The organism is Nesterenkonia suensis (assembly GCF_054782935.1).
In genome coordinates this window covers 837,790-854,553 of record NZ_BAAGRN010000001.1, presented here as the reverse complement: position 1 = coordinate 854,553, position 16,764 = coordinate 837,790, and the positions used below count along the sequence as shown (strand labels likewise).

The 16,764-nt window shown below is 69.3% G+C and carries 15 protein-coding genes; all 15 read right to left on the bottom strand.

The window, feature by feature from the left end:
* Positions 1 to 3: 3 nt before the first annotated feature.
* The 15 genes from ACYVKI_RS03690 to ACYVKI_RS03620 all read right to left on the bottom strand — a co-directional run bounded on the left by ACYVKI_RS03690 (position 4) and on the right by ACYVKI_RS03620 (position 16,717).
* Positions 4 to 957, bottom strand: coding sequence for an RluA family pseudouridine synthase (locus ACYVKI_RS03690; protein ID WP_460688981.1), 954 nt, complete (start codon positions 955 to 957; stop codon positions 4 to 6).
* Positions 954 to 1,535 (bottom strand): signal peptidase II, encoded by a 582-nt coding sequence (gene lspA / locus ACYVKI_RS03685; protein ID WP_460688980.1) that lies wholly within the window; start codon positions 1,533 to 1,535, stop codon positions 954 to 956. The genes ACYVKI_RS03690 and lspA overlap by 4 nt, the downstream gene beginning before the upstream one ends.
* Before the next feature lie 20 nt (positions 1,536 to 1,555).
* Complete coding sequence (locus ACYVKI_RS03680) at positions 1,556 to 2,572, bottom strand: DivIVA domain-containing protein (protein ID WP_460688979.1); 1,017 nt, start codon at positions 2,570 to 2,572, stop codon at positions 1,556 to 1,558.
* 189 nt (positions 2,573 to 2,761) lie between these two features.
* Positions 2,762 to 3,055: a YggT family protein gene (locus tag ACYVKI_RS03675; protein ID WP_460688978.1), complete on the bottom strand. Its 294-nt coding sequence runs from the start codon at positions 3,053 to 3,055 to the stop codon at positions 2,762 to 2,764.
* Positions 3,056 to 3,140: 85 nt separating this feature from the next.
* Entirely contained in the window at positions 3,141 to 3,872 is a 732-nt protein-coding gene (locus tag ACYVKI_RS03670) for a cell division protein SepF (protein ID WP_460688977.1), read from the bottom strand.
* Positions 3,873 to 3,978: 106 nt separating this feature from the next.
* Positions 3,979 to 4,752 carry a YggS family pyridoxal phosphate-dependent enzyme gene (locus ACYVKI_RS03665; protein ID WP_460688976.1) on the bottom strand — a complete coding sequence of 258 codons (774 nt, stop codon included), beginning with the start codon at positions 4,750 to 4,752 and terminating at the stop codon, positions 3,979 to 3,981.
* A gap of 40 nt (positions 4,753 to 4,792) precedes the next feature.
* Positions 4,793 to 5,539, bottom strand: a complete 747-nt coding sequence (locus ACYVKI_RS03660; protein WP_460688975.1) for a polyphenol oxidase family protein — start codon at positions 5,537 to 5,539, stop codon at positions 4,793 to 4,795.
* 10 nt (positions 5,540 to 5,549) lie between these two features.
* Positions 5,550 to 6,803: a cell division protein FtsZ gene (gene ftsZ / locus ACYVKI_RS03655; RefSeq protein ID WP_460688974.1), complete on the bottom strand. Its 1,254-nt coding sequence runs from the start codon at positions 6,801 to 6,803 to the stop codon at positions 5,550 to 5,552.
* A 459-nt stretch (positions 6,804 to 7,262) separates the two neighbouring features.
* Entirely contained in the window at positions 7,263 to 8,306 is a 1,044-nt protein-coding gene (locus ACYVKI_RS03650; protein ID WP_460688973.1) for a cell division protein FtsQ/DivIB, read from the bottom strand.
* Positions 8,303 to 9,787 carry a UDP-N-acetylmuramate--L-alanine ligase gene (gene murC / locus ACYVKI_RS03645; RefSeq protein WP_460688972.1) on the bottom strand — a complete coding sequence of 495 codons (1,485 nt, stop codon included), beginning with the start codon at positions 9,785 to 9,787 and terminating at the stop codon, positions 8,303 to 8,305. The genes ACYVKI_RS03650 and murC overlap by 4 nt, the downstream gene beginning before the upstream one ends.
* Positions 9,784 to 10,893 carry an undecaprenyldiphospho-muramoylpentapeptide beta-N-acetylglucosaminyltransferase gene (gene murG / locus ACYVKI_RS03640; RefSeq protein ID WP_460688971.1) on the bottom strand — a complete coding sequence of 370 codons (1,110 nt, stop codon included), beginning with the start codon at positions 10,891 to 10,893 and terminating at the stop codon, positions 9,784 to 9,786. The genes murC and murG overlap by 4 nt, the downstream gene beginning before the upstream one ends.
* A complete protein-coding gene (ftsW, locus tag ACYVKI_RS03635) occupies positions 10,890 to 12,452 on the bottom strand; it encodes a putative lipid II flippase FtsW (RefSeq protein WP_460688970.1) in 1,563 nt (520 codons plus the stop codon). Before ftsW ends, murG begins: the two co-directional genes overlap by 4 nt.
* 28 nt (positions 12,453 to 12,480) lie before the next feature.
* Positions 12,481 to 14,169, bottom strand: a complete 1,689-nt coding sequence (gene murD / locus ACYVKI_RS03630; RefSeq protein ID WP_460688969.1) for a UDP-N-acetylmuramoyl-L-alanine--D-glutamate ligase — start codon at positions 14,167 to 14,169, stop codon at positions 12,481 to 12,483.
* Positions 14,151 to 15,257 (bottom strand): phospho-N-acetylmuramoyl-pentapeptide-transferase, encoded by a 1,107-nt coding sequence (mraY, locus tag ACYVKI_RS03625; RefSeq protein ID WP_460688968.1) that lies wholly within the window; start codon positions 15,255 to 15,257, stop codon positions 14,151 to 14,153. The genes murD and mraY overlap by 19 nt, the downstream gene beginning before the upstream one ends.
* Complete coding sequence (locus tag ACYVKI_RS03620; RefSeq protein WP_460688967.1) at positions 15,251 to 16,717, bottom strand: UDP-N-acetylmuramoyl-tripeptide--D-alanyl-D-alanine ligase; 1,467 nt, start codon at positions 16,715 to 16,717, stop codon at positions 15,251 to 15,253. Before ACYVKI_RS03620 ends, mraY begins: the two co-directional genes overlap by 7 nt.
* Positions 16,718 to 16,764 lie beyond the last annotated feature (47 nt).

Below are 16,764 nucleotides of genomic sequence, written 5' to 3'. Positions count from 1 at the left end.
GATCTACCCCTCCTCCAGGATACGCAGAGCCCCGGTCAGATCCTGCGGGTACTCCGAGCGGAAGCTGACCCACTCCCCGGAACCGGGATGGGTGAACCCGAGCTCACGGGCGTGCAGCCATTGTCTCGTCAGTCCGAGCTCAGCGGCGAGCCCCGGGTCTGCCCCGTAGGTCAGGTCACCGGCGCAGGGGTGGCCGAGCGCCGAGAAATGGACTCGGATCTGGTGTGTCCGGCCGGACTCCAGCCGCACCTCCATCAGGCTGACGCGCCCGTAGGCCTCCAGCAGCCGGTAGTGCGTCCGGGATGCGCGGCCTTCCTCGACGACGGCGAACCTCCACTCATGGCCGGGGTGACGACCGATCGGCGCATCGATCGTACCGTCGACCGGGTCCGGAAGCCCCTGGACCAGTGCGTGGTAGATCTTGGAGGGGGTGCGGGCGCGGAAGGCCTCCTTGAGCACGCTGTAGGCGCGCTCGGTCTTGGCCACCACCATCGCTCCCGAAGTTCCCACGTCGAGCCGGTGGACGATGCCGCGACGCTCCTGCGCGCCGGAGGTGGAGATCTCCACGCCCAGGCCGAGCAGTCCGCCGATGACCGTGGGGCCGGTCCATCCCGGAGAGGGGTGGGCGGCGACGCCCACCGGCTTGTCCACAACGACGAGATCGTCATCCTGGTGCAGCAGGTGCAGGTCCTCCACGACTTCCTGGACCACCTCCAGAGGATCCTCAGGGTCAGGGACCGTCACCGTCAGCTCGGTCCCTTCGGGCAGCTTCTCGGACTTCTTCACCGGCCGTCCGGCACGGCCTCCGGTGCCGTGCCGCACGGCCCCGTCCGCCAGCCAGGCGGCCGCCGCCGTGCGGGAGAGCCCGAACCGGGCGGCGATCACCGCATCGGCGCGGGCGCCGTCCTGGTCGGCGGGGACCTCGAGGAGCACCACAGCGGGGTCCTCGCCGGTCATCGGCCCTCTCCCTCCACGGGATCCTCGTCGACATCCGGGTCCTGGGCCTCTCGGCTGTGCTTCGTCTCCCGGGTGCCGTCGATGTTCAGCCCGAAGATCATCATCGCGCAGACCCCGATCATCGAGCAGACGATGAACGAGTCTGCGATGTTGAAGATGGCGAAGTGGGGCACTGCGATGAAGTCCACGACCTCCCCCAGGCCGAAGGACGGCGGGCGGAAGAGCCGGTCAGTGAGATTCCCTGCCACTCCTCCGGCCAGTCCGCCCAGCCCGAGGGCCCACAGCCAGGAGCCGCCGAGACGCCGGGAATGCCAGATGACGAAGCCCAGCACGCCGGTCATCACGAGGGTGAAGAACCACGTGTGGTCCGTCCCCATGGAGAAGGCAGCCCCCGGGTTGAGGTGGTACCGCCAGTAGAGGACCGGAGGGAGCACCTCGATCTGCTCACCCAGGACCATCGTGGACTCCACCCACCATTTGGTGAGCTGGTCCAGGCCCCAGGCGACCAGAGCGACCGCCGAAGCGGTCATGATCGCCGCGCGGCGGCTGGGCCGGGCGACGGGGGCCTGCTCAGACACGGACGGGAGCTGCTCGGGGCTCACAGCTCGGCGCCGGTGGCTTCCTTCTCGATGGATCCACGGCTGTTGAGGTCCGCCAGCTGACCCTCGATGTAGTCCTTCAGACGGGCACGGTAGTCGCGCTCGAAGCTGGTGAGCTCGCTGACCTTCGTCTCCAGGTCCGCCTTCTTCCGCTCCAGCACGGACAACGTGCGGGACGAGGTGAGCTCAGCCTCTTCGATCATGTTCTCGGCACGGGTCTCCGCCTCGGTCACGATCTCCGCGCGGCGACGCTCCGCCTCCGCGATGTACTCGGCCCGGGTGTTCTCCCCCTCGGCGATGTACGCCGCACGGGTCTGCTCACCCTCGGCGATGAACTGATCACGGGTCTGCTCACCCTCGGCGATGTACGCCGCACGGGTCTCCTCGCCCTCGGCGATGTACGCCGCACGGGTCTCCTCGCCCTCGGCGATGTACGCCGCACGGGTCTGCTCACCTTCGGCCACGTACTGGTCGTGGAGCTTCTGCGCCATGGCCAGCACACCCGTGGCGGTCGAGGCCACACCGTCGGCGCCCTGGGCGGAGGCGTCATCGTCCTGGGCCGGTGCGGTCTGCTGCCCCTCAGGTGCGGGCTCGGCCGGGCGGGTCCCCAACGGGTACTCCGGGTACGCCGTGACGGAGCTGAGGTCCTCAGCCGGCGCCTCGGAGGACTCCTCGGACGCCGGGGCCTCCTCGTCCTCCGGCTCGTCGCTCTCGGCCTCCGGCTCGTCGCTCTCGGTCACCGGGGAGAAGGTGCCGGTCACCTCGGCGGCGGTCCCGGCATAGCCCGACAGCCCCGCGTCCTTGAGCTCATCCGGCTCCAGATCAGCCGGGTTCTCCTCGATCTGCGCCTCCAGTGCGGCGACCTGCGCCCTGAGGTCTTCGCTCTCCTGGATCAGCCGACGAAACTCGACGACGACGTCGTCCAGGAAGTCGTCGACCGCGTCCTTTTCATAGCCGGGACGGAACTTGGTCTCCGGGAACTCCTTGTTCAGAAGGTCGTCGGGAGTAAGGGCCATGCAGTGTCACCTCATCGAGAAGCGGTTCAGCGTGAAGGCGCGGCGCCCAGCATCGGCCCGCGGACCTACAGCGTCCTGTGGAATATCAGGTGGTCAGGGGCAAGGATACCCCGTCGTCGCCTCCAGGTTCGACCTCAACCTTCAAGCGAGGCTTGGAACGCTCCCCCGCGCTCCCCGTCGAGGGCAGGCTCAGGCCATCCCGATGCCCCGGGCGACCATCTTGGCGATGACGACACCGAGGAAGACGATGATGAACCCCATGTCGAGAGCGATCCCTCCCAGATTCAACGGCGGGATGCGCTTCTGCAGCCACCGGATCGGCGGGTCGGTCACGGCGTAGACCCCGATGGCCAGGGCCAGGGGAAGCCCCTTGGGCCGCCACTGGCGGGCATACTGCTGGGTGATGTCGAAGATGATCCGGATCACCAGGGCCAGCTGAAAGACGGTCAGCAGCAGATAGATCGGGGCGGCGATGAGGTCCACAGTTCGGCGTCGTTCCTCTGATCAGGGGCAGGGTCGTCTCAGGTCTCAGAAGCCGGGCCCTGGGGACATCATGTCAGCCTCAGGCTCAGCTCTGGTTGAAGAACTGCGCGGAGGACGGCGAATCGCCGGCTGCGCGCTCTTCGGCGAGCACCTCCACGTTCTTGGGCGTCAGCAGGAAGACCTTGTTCGTCACCCGCTCGATCGACCCGCCCAGACCGAAGACAAGGCCTGCGGAGAAGTCGACCAGGCGTTTGGCCTCCGCCTCCCCCATATCGGTGACGTTCATGATCACCGGGATGCTGTCGCGGAAAGACTCACCGATGACCTTAGCATCGTTGTAGGAGCGCGGGTGGACGGTCGTGATTCTACGCATGGCGGAACTCTCATCCCGGGAAGAGGGGGCACGCTTGATCGGGGTCACCGGAGCCCGGTACTCGGGATCCACAGCGAGGCTGGAGCTGTTGTAGCGCCCGGACTCCCCCACGCCCTCCTCCGCGCCGCGGTCAGACCCGCCGGCCCACGTCGACGCCGCCGAGCCGACGGACTCATGGGCCGCGGCGTCGAGGGATACGACCTCGGGGCCGCGGGAGCTCGCACCCGCCGGGGCGGCCGAGAGCGACCCGCTGCGCGAGGACGCCGCCGTCGGCTCCGCGCTGCGGGCCGCCGCCGGGGAGGACTGACGGGGAGCCGCAGACGCGGAGGACTCCGCCTCGCCGCGTGCGGCTCCCCGATCGGCTGCGCCGAAGCGGTCGTCCTCGTAGTCATCTCCATCGGCGAGGCCGAGGTAGATCATGGTCTTCTTGAATGCACCGGCCATGAGGATTCTCCTGGGGAAGTCTGGACCTCGGACGGCTGAGTCCGTCACGAGCAGGTGACGGGCTCTGAGCTGAAGGTCCTGGGATTGTCACTGCGCGTCTCTGACACTATCGCGGCAGAGGTCGCTTCCCGAGGACATCGCGTCCGATCCGCAGGTGTGTCGCGCCGTGGGCCACCGCCTCTTCGAGGTCATTGCTCATGCCCGCTGAGATCATGTCGGCCTGGGGGTGCTCAGCGTGGAGACCAGCAGCCAGTTCGCCCAGGCGCTCGAAGGCGGGAGCCGGGGGCTCCCCGAGCGGAGCGACCGCCATCAGCCCGGCCAGGCGCAGGTTCTCCGACGACGCGATCGACGCAGCCAGCTCCGGCACCTGCGCCGGGGTCGCCCCGCCGCGTGAGTCCTGCGGGATCTCCTGCCGGAGGTCGACCTGGATGAGGCAGTCCAACGGGGAGCCGACGTCGGCGACCCGACGCAGCGCCTTCAGCAGCGAGGAACGGTCCACCGAATGCACGGCCGCGGCATACCGTGCCACAGAGCGGGCTTTGTTCGACTGCAGCTGACCGATGAAGTGCCAGCACGGCGGACTCAGCGGGGCCTCGGGATGGGCCGCGGAATGCGCCTCCAGCAGGGCTTCGACCTCCTCGGCCTTCACCGAGGCCTCCTGGTCCCGATTCTCGCCCACATCCGCGACGCCGAGCCGCAGCAGCCGCAGGACGTCCTCTGCCGGGAAGAACTTGGTGACCACGATCAGCTGAGGCCGATCGGCGCGTCCTGCCCGCGCCACGGCCCGATCGATCCGCTGCTGCACGGCGGCCAGGCGGGTCCGAAGCTCCTGGGTGCGCGGGTCGTCGATCGGGGGCACGGAGATGCTGTTCACGTCCACCCTTCCACTCTAGGCGACCCTGGGGGCCGTGCTGAGGAGTTCAGCGGGCGCGCCAGACAAGCCCGACGAACCGCCCCTGCCCGGGAGCCCTCCGATGGGAGAAGAGCGTCTCATCCTCGATGGTGCACCCGGCGAGCTCCGCGATGTTCACCCGCAGCTCACGGAGCACCTCCTCAGCCTCGGATCGGAGATCCAGAGCCGGGGTTCCCCAACTCGTCTGGGAGGCCAGGGCAGGCCGCTGGGATCCCAGCTCCTGATGCATGGTCGCCGAGACCTCGTAGCAGGATCCGCAGGCACCGGGCCCCACCCAGGCCTGCACCCGCTCGGCTCCGTGCTCACGCATCAGAGTCACCGAGTTCTCCAGCACTCCCTCCAGCAGGCCGGTGCGACCCGCGTGGGCGGCCCCGGTGATCAGCGGGGCATCACCGTCCCCCTGCCCCACCAGCAGCACCGGCAGGCAGTCGGCGACCATCACCGCCAACGGCTGGGCCGCGCCCAGGGAGATCCAGGCGTCGCCCACTGGTGCTCGTCCGGAGTCGGCAGGGTGTCCGGAGGCTTCGTGGACGACCGCGGAATGCACCTGCTCGAGGAAGCACAGCGTGTCGGCGCGGACTCCCATCTGCGCCTCAAGGCTCCGGCGGCGACGGGTCACCGCCTCCTCCGGCTCCTCACCGACGTGACGGGCGAGGTTCCCAGCCTGCACCGACGTGAAGGCGACGTGGACCCGTCCCTCGGCGGCCGTCCCGCGCCACCAGAAAGGAGAGTCCACGTCGCCTGTGGTCGTCATCTGACGACCCTCACTTCAGAAAGTCAGGGACGTCCAGGTCGTCACTGCGGCTGCCGGTGTAGTCCGACTCCACGATGTCCGGGATGTCCTGCTGCTCCTGGGATCCCGCCTGGTGCTGTCGCGGCATCGGCTGCTGCGGAGCAGTGTCCTGCTCCCCGGCCTGCTGCTGGGGAGCGGCCTGAGCAGACTGGTGGATCGGGGTCGTGCCCGGCACCGTCGTCGACGGCGCAGGACGCGTCGCCGGCGCCGGAGACGACGCCCGCGGCGCCTGAGGCGCGGAGGCCTGGGCCGGCGCCTGCTGCGGAGCCGAGGTCGCGTCGACCTGGTCGAATCCGGCGGCGATCACCGTCACCCGAGCCTCGTCGCCGAGGGCATCGTCGATGACCGCACCGAAGATGATGTTGGCCTCCGGGTGAGCGACCTCCTGGACCAGCCGGGCCGCCTCGTTGATCTCGAACAGCCCCAGGTCGCTGCCGCCCTGGATGGAGAGCAGCACGCCGTGGGCACCATCGATCGAGGCCTCCAGCAGCGGCGACGCGATCGCCAGCTCGGCGGCCTTGACCGCTCGATCCTCACCGTTGGCCGACCCGATGCCCATCAACGCCGATCCGGCGCCCTGCATCACCGACTTCACGTCGGCGAAGTCAAGGTTGATCAAGCCTGGCGTGGTGATCAGGTCGGTGATGCCCTGGACACCGGAGAGCAGCACCTGGTCCGCGGAGCGGAAGGCGTCGAGGACCGAGACGTTCTTGTCGGAGATGGAGAGCAGGCGATCGTTCGGGATCACGATGAGGGTGTCGACCTCGTCACGCAGCCCCTCGATGCCGGTTTCGGCGGAGCTCGCGCGGCGGCGTCCCTCGAAGGTGAACGGACGGGTGACCACACCGATGGTCAGCGCGCCCAGGGAACGAGCGATCCGGGCGACGACGGGAGCACCACCGGTGCCGGTGCCACCACCCTCGCCGGCGGTGACGAAGACCATGTCAGCACCCGTGAGCACCTCTTCGATCTCCTGGGCGTGGTCCTCGGCGGCCTGTCGGCCCACCTCGGGGTTGGCGCCCGCGCCGAGACCCCGGGTCAGCTCGCGGCCGACATCCAGCTTCACATCGGCGTCGCTCATCAGCAGGGCCTGGGCATCGGTGTTGATGGCGATGAACTCGACGCCCCGCAGGCCCACCTCGATCATCCGGTTGACGGCGTTGACGCCGCCACCACCGATGCCGACGACCTTGATCACGGCCAGGTAGTTGTTCGGTGTTGCCACGTTGTGTGTCCCTTGCTCGTCTCTCACGTCATAGGCACGGAGACCCCCGCTGCCCGGTGAGCCGCGGCGCGACTCCTCACTGTCCATCTGCGGGATCCGCCGCCGAAGCGGCGGGTCCCGCCGACCCGTCAGGCTCTCCGGCCGGACCGGTGTGGTTCGCGGTCACACCGGGCCGGTGATCGGGGAACACCGACGTCGCAGCGGCTCGTCGAGCAGACGGGAGCCTCCGTACGCATGTCATTCTTCTGGTGGTCCACAACCCTCGGCAACGTTCACGTTGCACTTGAACCTTAGGTCACTCACGAACATTCGACCTGGGTCGAAGGTTGCCTTCGACGCCACTCTACCGCCGCAGCCTGGACACGGCCCGGCCATCGGCCGACCGGCGCGTCAGCGCGCCTCCCCCGAGGGACATCCTGGGGACGACGCGAGGCCACCCTGGGGACGCCGCGGGGCAGATCATCGGATCACAGGCGTGTCCGGTGTGGAGATGTCGATGACGTCGGCGGCGGTGAAGTCCTCGGCCTCCGAGGCGAGGATCGCTTCGAGGACCGTGGCCTTCTGTTCGCCGAGCTCCTCCCCGCCCCAGACCACCGTGCGTCCGTCGTCGAGGATCAGCCGCACCGAGTCGATGGACTCCGCAGTCGCCGAGTCCATCGTCTCCCGCGCCGCCGCAGGCAGCTGACCCAGCACGGAGACGATGGTGCCGAAGACCGCTTCATCCTGCAGGGCCGCCTCATTGCTGATCTGGGGAGTGGCATAGCCCTGAGCGTGCTCGGCCCCAGCATCGTCGTATCGTCGGATCACGTCACCGTGCTCGTTGTAGAACAGCAGTCCGTCTCCGTCGCGGACCTCGGCGACCGGCGGATGTTCGACGATATCCACCGACAGGGTGTTCGGAAGCTCTCCCTGGACGACGACGTCCTCCACCACGGGTTCCTCGGCCAGCAGCTCCTGGACCTGGGCGTTGCCCACCTGCGGCAGCGGACGACCATACAGCGGCTGGAGCAGCTCCTGCGCCCGCGTCTCGGTGAGCAGCTCGTTGCCCTCCACCTGAACCTGCTCGATGGTCAGCAGCGGAGAGTAGTACAGCACCGCGACCACTGCGACCAGCAGCCCCAGCGCACCGGCGGTCCAGCCGATGCGCCGACGACGTCGTCGGCGCGCCCCGACGACCTCCGGTTCGGGAAACGGCAGCAGGTCGACATCCACCGGCTCAGCGGGCTCCTCCTCGGCTTCCCTCGGTCCACCGGGGCTCCCGGAGGCGCCCTCCTCGGGTCCATCGCCGTCGTCGAAGGCCTCCGCCGCGGTGATCCTCGCCCGTCGCGGTCGCTCCGCACTCAATGCGACGACCCTCCCCTCCCCGACAGAGGAGGGAGCAGCATCCGCGAGGAGGGGACCCGGGGCCTCCCCGCCGGGGCGCTCCTGGGGCGCCAGATCCTCGGCAGGAGACTCTTCGCGGCGCTCCGAGGCATACGGTGCTCGGGGACGTCGGGGGCTCATTCGCGCAGCGCCTCCACCAGAAGCGGGCCCAGCGCGGTGACATCACCGGCGCCGAGGGTGAGGATGATGTCTCCGGGCTGTGCGGCCGCGGCGGCGGCACGGACCGCCTCCTCGGGCCCCATGAGTCCGCCCGCGGGCGGACTGTGACCGGAGAACAGGTCCGCCGTGATGAGTTCCGAGGTGACTCCGGCCAGAGGTGCCTCCCGAGCCGGGTAGATGTCCAGCACCGCCACCGTGTCGGCGGCGGCCAGAGCCGCAGCGAACTCACCGGCGAAGAGGCGGGTGCGGCTGAACAGGTGCGGTTGGAAGATCGCGTGGACCCGACCGGCCGGTGCCACTGCGGAGCGGGCGGCGGAGAGCACGGCCGCGACCTCGGTGGGATGGTGTGCGTAGTCGTCATAGACCCGCACTCCACGATGCTCGCCCTTGTGGTCGAATCGCCGCGCCGCGCCCTGGAAGTGCTCCAACGCCTGCGCGCACTCGTGCAGGTCCAGTCCCGCACGCAGGCCCACTGCCACCGCCGCCAACGCGTTCAGGGCGTTGTGGAGGCCCGGCAAAGCCAGAGTCACCTCGGCCGGCACCTGCGCATGTGCCCCACCGGTGCTGACGGAGAACCGCTGCCCGAGAGTCCCCACGGCCGCGTCGGCATGGCCCTCCAGGCGCAGGTCCGCCTCGGGAGACCGCCCGTAGGTCGTCACGGTCACCCCGCGGGACTGGAGGTCGGTCGCCACCTGGTCGAGCAGGTTCACGGCACCGACATCGTCGCGGCAGATGATGAGCTCCCCGCCGTCGAGGATGCGCTCGGTGAAGTCCACGAACACCTGATGCACCGCCTCCGCAGTGCCGTGGTGGTCCAGGTGGTCGGCCTCGACATTGGTGATGATGGCCACCTCGGGCCGGTAGTTCAGCAAGGAGCCATCCGACTCGTCGGCCTCCGCCACGAACCAGTCGCCCTCTCCGGCGGCAGCATTGACTCCGAGGCCGGCCACCGTCGCGCCCACAGCGAAGCTCGGTTCGAGACCGCCCTGCTCCAGGAGGACCGTCGTCATCGAGGACGTGGTGGTCTTGCCGTGGGTCCCGGCCACCGCCACCGAGCGGCGGCCGGTCATCACAGCGGCCAGTCCCTCGGAGCGGTGCAGCACCCGCAGACCGCGGCGCCGCGCCTCCTCGTACTCCGGATTGCCGGCAGCCGCGACGGAGGAGGCGATGATGGTGCTGATCGGCTCTCCGGTCTCCTCCTCCACCGAGGCGATGTTCTCGGCGCGATAGCCGACCCGCACCGGTGCTCCCGCAGCCCGGAACTCGTCGAGCACCGGCAGCTCCTTGCCGTCCGTGCCCGAGATCGGCACCCCTGCGGCATGCAGCAGTCGAGCCACGGCGGAGACACCGACCCCGGCCAGGCCGAGCAGGTGGACCCGGCCCAGCTGCCGCAGCGTCAGCGGCTCGTGCTCCGATCCCTCCGGGCCCGCTCCGGTGCTCATCGCTCTCCCTCCCGGCGACCGGCCGCGTCCAATGCGGCCTGCGCCATACGTTCATCCGCATCGGTGATCCCGCGTGCGGCAGAGTGTTCCTCCATGGTGCGCAGCAACCGTGGGTCGGCCAGCAGCGGCGCCACGTTGCGGCTGAGCCAGTCTCGGGTGAGGTGCTCGTCCTTGACCAGCAGGGCCCCGCCGGCGTCGACCAGCTCCCGAGCATTGAGCTCCTGCTCGCCATTGCCGATGGGCAGCGGCACGAAGACCGCGGGCAGGCTCACCGCCGCCACCTCACAGACCGTGGCCGCACCCGACCGGGCGATGATGAGGTCCGCGGCCGCATAGGCCAGCTCCATGCCATCGAGATACTCCCGCTGGTGGTAGCCCTCACGCTGCAGCGGGGCCCCTTGCGCGTCGCGCACCGTCTTGTCCCGGCCGGTCAGATGGAGCACCTGGGCGCCGGTGGCCAACAGGTCGTCCAGTGAGGCGCCGACCGCCTGATTCACCGATGCCGCCCCGGAGGATCCGCCCGTGACGACCAACGTCGCCCGCTCGGGGTCCAGCCCGAGCTCCCGACGAGCGTCGTCGCGCACCGCGGCACGATCCAGCTGGGAGATCTCCCGGGCCATGGGCATCCCCACCCAGTGGGCACCCTTCAACGGGGTGCCTTCGAAGGCGACACCGGTGAACCTCGCCCAGCGGGCCCCGAGTCGGTTGGCCAGACCGGGCCGTGCATTGGCCTCATGGACGATCACCGGCACACCCAGCCGACGCGCCGCGAGATAGACCGGAGTGCAGACGTAACCCCCGACGCCGATCACCACCGCGGCGTCGTGACGGGTCAGGACCCCCGCGGCGTCGTCGACCGCCCGACGGAAACGGCCGGGGAAGCGCAGCAGATCCCGTGACGGACGTCGCGGCATGGGGACCTTCTCGATCGTCTCGAGCGCATAACCGGCCTCGGGCACCAGACGAGTCTCCAGCCCCGACTCCGTGCCGATCATCGTCACCGCCGCCTCCGGGCAGAGCCGCTCGACAGCTCGGGCCACGGCGAGCATGGGGCTGACATGGCCGGCGGTTCCTCCGCCGGCGAGGACCACAGAGGGTGTGCTCATGGAGAGGCGGCCTTCTTCCTGATCTGGCCGGCGGATCGCCGGCTGCGTGCGACATCGACGTGCGGACTCCCGGACGGGTCCCCGTCGTTGTGGATCTCGGCGTGAGGGGGATCGCCCCCGTGGCGTGCCCGGACCTCACGGCGCCGCCGGTGGGCGAAGTTCAGCACCACCCCCACGGCGAGCAGAGCGCAGGTCAGCGCGGAGCCTCCGTAGGAGATGAACGGCAGGGGCACGCCGATCACCGGCAGCAGGCCGGTGACCATACCGATGTTGATGAACGCCTGACCCACCAGCCAGGCGGCGATGCCCATGCAGGCCAGCTGCGCGAACCGGTCGTCGCTGGTGCTGGCGACACGGAAGATGCCCAGAATGAGGGCACCGAAGAGCAGCAGCACCACCAGCGTGCCCAGCAGACCCAGCTCCTCGCCCAGGATGGTGAGGATGAAGTCGTTCTCCACCTCCGGGATGTAGTGCCACTTCTGCCGCGACTGCCCCAGACCCACGCCCCAGAATCCTCCTGTGGCGAGCGCGTAGATGCCGTGCTGAGACTGATGGCAGGGGTCCGAGGGGTGGTCGCAGTTCATCCCCAACCAGGCCTGGATGCGGAACAGCCGGTTGGAGCTGGTCCACGCCAGCAGCAGGACCGCGACGACCGCTGACATCGCGGTCACTGCGAAGTAGCGCCAGGAGACGCCCACGGTGAACAGCAGTGTCCCCACCATGAGCAGGATGATCAGGCTCGTGCCGAGATCCCCGCCGAGCAGAACCAGTACCAGGATGGACAGGGCACCGGGCAGCACCAGCGGCATGACCCAGTGGACGAAGTGGCGGACCAGCCGCCCCTTCCGAGTCAGCACGGCCGCACCCCAGAGCACCAGCGCCAGCTTGGCCAGCTCCGAGGGCTGCCCCTGGACGGGGCCCAGCCGGATCCAGTTCTTGGAACCGTTGACCTCGTGGCCCAGGGGGGTGAAGACCACCAGCGCCAGCAGCACCCCGGAGAGGATCATCAGCACCCATCCGAGCAGCCCCAGGGATCGGTTCGGCAGCCGGGAGATCACGAACATGCCGATCAGCCCGACCACGGCCCACATCGCCTGGCGCGAGAACAGGGCGAAGGAGTTTCCGGAGTTGCCGAACGCGTCGACCGAGGACGAGGACAGCACCATGGTCAGACCGATCACCGTCAGGGCCAGCGTCGACCCGAGGACCAGCCAGAAGTTGGTATGGGCGCTGCCGCCCTCCGTGAACCTCCAGAACCGGCCGATCCGCTGCGACCAGCGTGCACGCCTCGCGGCCCTCCATCCGCCGGGCTCCTCGGAAGCGTCCGAACCCGGGGCCTCCTCCGTGGCCGGAACCTCCGCCTCGACCACGCGGAGTCGGCTGCGCAGCTCCTCCGGCGTGGGGGAGCCGCTCGGTTCCGCCCCGTGGGAGGCGCCCTCCGGAATCTCTGGCGCCGGCGACTCGGTCGGGGCGCTCTCGGCGGCGTCTCCGACGGGATCCTCCACCGTGTCGACGGGAGAGCGCCGGACGGACGGGAGACGCGGTCGTCGGTCGTCCATGCCGTCCTCCTTCTCCCTGGTGATCTCCTCAGCGGTCGGCAGACCGCCCCTGTCCTGACTCCCCGCGACCCTCGGCGGCCCGCCCGCCCTCCTGGGACGTGTGGAGATCGGCGGCCGAGCGCCGTTCCATCAGCGCCGCGACGGCCTCGATGAAGGCCTCTCCGCGCGCCACATAGGAGGCGAACTGGTCCATCGACGCCGCCGCAGGGGCGAGCAGCACCGTCTGGTCCCGCTCAGCCAGCTCAGCGGCCGTCTCGACCGCTGCGCGCATGGCATCGGCCCCGTCACGCCCGCGGAGTCGCCGCTCCAGCGGGGAGAGCGGGCCGTCGCCCCCATCCTCCCCCACCCGTCCGCCGACCACCGGCACGCCGGGCGCGTGTCGCTCCAGGCTGGATCTCAGCTGGGAGGAGTCCGTGCCGACCAGGATGACCTGCCGGAGGCGGGGAGCCACCTCGGCGACTAGCTCATCGTAGACGACGCCCTTCGGCAGGCCGCCGGCGATCCAGACCACGTCAGAGAAGGTCTTCAGCGAGGCCGACGCGGCGTGCGGGTTCGTCGCCTTCGTGTCGTTGACCCACAACACGTCCTGCGACTTGGCCACCGGTTGGATCCGGTGCTCTCCCGGCTCATGACGCCGGATTCCTTCACGCACCGCCTCCGGAGCGACTCCGGCGGCTCGCGCCAATGCGGCCGCCGCCAGGGCGTTGGCCACCAGATGCGGAGGGGCCGCCGTTCCGAAGTCGGCAAGCTCGCCGATCTCCAGCGCCTGCCGCTGGCGGTCAGCCACGAAGGCGCGGTCCACCAGGATGTCCTCCACCAGGCCGACCATGGACAGCCCGGGAGCCGACGTCGTGAAGCCGATCGCCCGGCAGCCCTCCTGGACGTCGGCTGCGGCGACCATCCGCTCGGTGATCGGATCGTCCACGTTGTAGACGCAGGCGACCTGGGTGTTCTCATAGATCCGGGCCTTGTCTGCGCAGTACTGCTCGAACCCGCCGTGCCAGTCCACGTGGTCGGAGGCGATGTTCAGCACCAGGGAGGCCACAGGATCCAGCAGCTCCGTGTAATGGAGCTGGAAGCTCGACAGCTCCACCGCGAGCACATCGAACCCCTCCGGGTCCCGGATCGCATCCAGCACCGGAGTGCCCACGTTTCCGCACGCGGCCACACGTAGTCCCTCGGCGCGCACCATCGACTCCAGCAGGCCCACCGTGGTGGTCTTCCCGTTGGTGCCCGTCAGCACCAGCCACCGAGGCGTCCGGGCTCCTGGGCGCGCCCCGAGGCGCCAGGCCAGCTCCACCTCGGACCAGACCGGCACACCCCGCTCCGCCGCCTCCACGATGAGCGGCGCATCAGGACGCCAGCCCGGGGACGTGACGACCAGATCGGCGGGTGCGCCGTCCACCGGAGGAAGCGTCTCCGTGTGCTCAGCACCGAGCAGCACCTGGGTCACGCCGACGATCTCCAGGGTCTCAGCGTCCCGACGCCGGGACTCGCCGTCGCCGCCGTCGACGACGACGACCTGCGCACCCAGCTCGGCGAGAGTGTCGGCGGCCGCGAAGCCGGAGACGCCCAGACCGGTGACCACGACCCGCAGCCCCTCCCAGGGCGCATCCCATCCGATCAGATCCGGTCTCACGTGCGGGCGTCGGCCCGACTCGGTGGGCTCCGAGCCGTGGTGGATGTCCGGGGCTCCGCTCACTGGGTCAGCACCCATTCGCCGTAGAACACCGCAAGACCCAGCCCCACGGCCAGGGCACCGATGATCCAGAAGCGCACCACCACAGTCACCTCAGCCCATCCCTTGAGTTCGAAATGGTGCTGCAGCGGCGCCATCAGGAACACCCGGCGCCCGCCGGAGATCTTGAAGAAGCCCACCTGGAGAATCACCGAGAGCGTGATCAGCACGAAGAGCCCGCCCAGAATGACGAACAGCAGCTGCGTGTGGCTCAGGATGGCGAAGGCGGCCAGCGCCCCGCCCAGGGCCAACGATCCGGTGTCCCCCATGAAGATCTTCGCCGGTGAGGTGTTCCACCACAGGAATCCGATCAGCGCGCCGGTGATGATGCCGGCCAGCAGCGCCAGGTCCATGGGGTCGCGCACCAGGTAGCAGACCGAGTCTACCGCCCGGGGCGCCCCGCAGGACTGGTTCGTCTGCCAGATGGACATGATCGTGTAGGCCGCAGTCACCATCGCGGTGGCTCCAGTGGCGAGACCGTCGAGGCCGTCGGTGAGGTTCACCCCGTTCGTGGTCGCGGTGGCGATGAGGTTGGCCCAGACGACGAACAGGATCAGCCCCATGATCGGACCGGCGAAGGCCAGGTCCACAGCGGTCTCCCTGGCGAAGGAGATCGCCGTGGAGCCAGGGGTGATCCCCCGCGGATCAGGAAAGTTCAGCGCGAGCACGGCGAAGAGCACGCCGACCGCTCCTTGGCCGGTGATCTTGGCCCACGGGGTCAGCCCCAGGGACTGCTTCCTGCTGATCTTCGAGAAGTCGTCGGCGAAGCCCACCAGTCCCATGCCCACCATGAGCAGCAGCAGGAGCATGCCTGAAGCGGTGGGGCCGGAGGTCTGATCCCGTGTCACGAGCAGGAACAGGTGAGTGGCGAAGTAGGCGACCACCACCACGAGCACGATGACCGCACCGCCCATCGTCGGCGTGCCACGTTTGACGTGATGGGTGGTGGGCCCGTCGTCGCGGATGAACTGGCCGTAGCCACGCTTCACCAGCAGCCGGATGAAGAGCGGAGTGCCGAGGAGGGTCAGGATCAGGCCCAGGACCGAGCCGATCACCACTGCTACCACGAGGCACCTGCCTTCCCACCGTCGACGTCCTCGGATCCCTTCGCAGCGATCCGGTCTCCCAGCAGTCTAAGTCCTGCCCCGTTCGACGACTTGAACAACACGACATCGCCGCTGCGCAGCTGCTCCTCCAGGTGCGCCTCCGCCTCCTCGGCGGTGGCGACCCAATGCGCCTCGTCGCCCCAGCTGCCCTCGGCCACCGCGCCTCGATAGAGCGGGTAGGCCTCCTCGCCGACGACGAGCAGCTGGTCGATGTTCAGCCGCACGACCGTCTCGCCCAGCTGAGTGTGCCGGAGGATCGACTCCTCTCCCAGCTCAAGCATCGGCCCCAGAACCGCCACCGAGCGTCGGCTCGTCGGCCGGGTGAGCATGGCCAGGGTCCGCAGCGCCTCGCGCATCGACTCGGGGTTGGCGTTGTAGGCGTCGTTGATCACCGTCACCCCGTCGGGCCGCTCCGTGCGCTCCATGCGCCATCGGCTGCTCGGCCCCAGTCCCCTCAGACGCTCCACGACGTGCTCGCCGGAGACCCCAACGGCCCGGGCCGCCGCCGCGGCGGCGAGGATGTTCGTCACATGGTGGGTTCCGGTGAGCCCGCTGGTGAGCTCGTGCATCTCTTCGCCGAAGGACAGCAGGAGTCTCGGGTGGCCGTCCTCATCGAGGCGGACCTCCTTGGCGGTGACTGCGTCCCCGACGGCGTCCATGGAGTCCGCGGAGAACCAGATGACCGGAGCGGAGGCGACGTCGGCCATCCGCCGGACCTGTGGGTCGTCGTCGTTGAGGATGACCACGCCGTCGGCGCCGACCTCCTCGACCAGCTCCTGCTTCACCTCGGCGATTCGGTCGGCACCGCCGAACTTGCCGGCATGTGCGGAGCCGACCATCAGGACCACGCCCACATCGGGGCGCACCATCTGCGCCAGATGGCGGATGTTGCCGGGGCCGTCCGCTCCCATCTCGACCACGAGCCACCGGGTGTCCAAAGAGGCGGTGAAGACCGTCAGCGGCACTCCGACCTCACCGTTGTAGGAGCCTCGAGGCGCCACTGTGGGGCCCTCGGCCTCCAGGACCGCACGCAGCAGGTCCTTGGTGGTGGTCTTTCCGGCGGACCCGGTGATGCCGATGACGGTGGTCGGCGAGTGGGCTCTGATCCGGGCGACGATCTCCGCGGCCAGGTGCCCCATGGCCTCGACCACGTCGTCGACGATGACCGCGGGATGGGGCCTGCCTGCCGAATCGGCGGTCTCCCGTTCAGCCAGCACCAGGGTGGCGCCGGCAGCCAGGGCGGCGTCGATGAACAGGTGGCCGTCGGTGATCTCACCCGGCTTGGCGATGAACAGGGAGCCGGGCTCCATGGCGCGAGAGTCGGTCTCCGCGGCGGAGACGACCACCGCACGCGGGTCATCGAGGCCGGACGGCCGGCCAGAGGTGATCTCGGCGATCTCAGCCGCAGAGAGCTCGATCATGCTGTCTCAGATCCGATCTGTGGGGTGATGGCGGTCAGTGCAGTCGT

What these genes read in the sequence shown, in the direction of transcription:
- ACYVKI_RS03690 (WP_460688981.1), bottom strand. Translation starts at nt 957, where the DNA reads ATGACCGGCGAGGACCCCGCTGTGGTGCTCCTCGAGGTCCCCGCCGAC.
- ACYVKI_RS03680 (WP_460688979.1), bottom strand. Translation starts at nt 2,572, where the DNA reads ATGGCCCTTACTCCCGACGACCTTCTGAACAAGGAGTTCCCGGAGACC.
- ACYVKI_RS03670 (WP_460688977.1), bottom strand. Translation starts at nt 3,872, where the DNA reads ATGGCCGGTGCATTCAAGAAGACCATGATCTACCTCGGCCTCGCCGAT.
- ACYVKI_RS03660 (WP_460688975.1), bottom strand. Translation starts at nt 5,539, where the DNA reads ATGACGACCACAGGCGACGTGGACTCTCCTTTCTGGTGGCGCGGGACG.
- ACYVKI_RS03650 (WP_460688973.1), bottom strand. Translation starts at nt 8,306, where the DNA reads ATGAGCCCCCGACGTCCCCGAGCACCGTATGCCTCGGAGCGCCGCGAA.
- murC (WP_460688972.1), bottom strand. Translation starts at nt 9,787, where the DNA reads ATGAGCACCGGAGCGGGCCCGGAGGGATCGGAGCACGAGCCGCTGACG.
- murG (WP_460688971.1), bottom strand. Translation starts at nt 10,893, where the DNA reads ATGAGCACACCCTCTGTGGTCCTCGCCGGCGGAGGAACCGCCGGCCAT.
- ftsW (WP_460688970.1), bottom strand. Translation starts at nt 12,452, where the DNA reads ATGGACGACCGACGACCGCGTCTCCCGTCCGTCCGGCGCTCTCCCGTC.
- murD (WP_460688969.1), bottom strand. Translation starts at nt 14,169, where the DNA reads ATGGGTGCTGACCCAGTGAGCGGAGCCCCGGACATCCACCACGGCTCG.
- ACYVKI_RS03620 (WP_460688967.1), bottom strand. Translation starts at nt 16,717, where the DNA reads ATGATCGAGCTCTCTGCGGCTGAGATCGCCGAGATCACCTCTGGCCGG.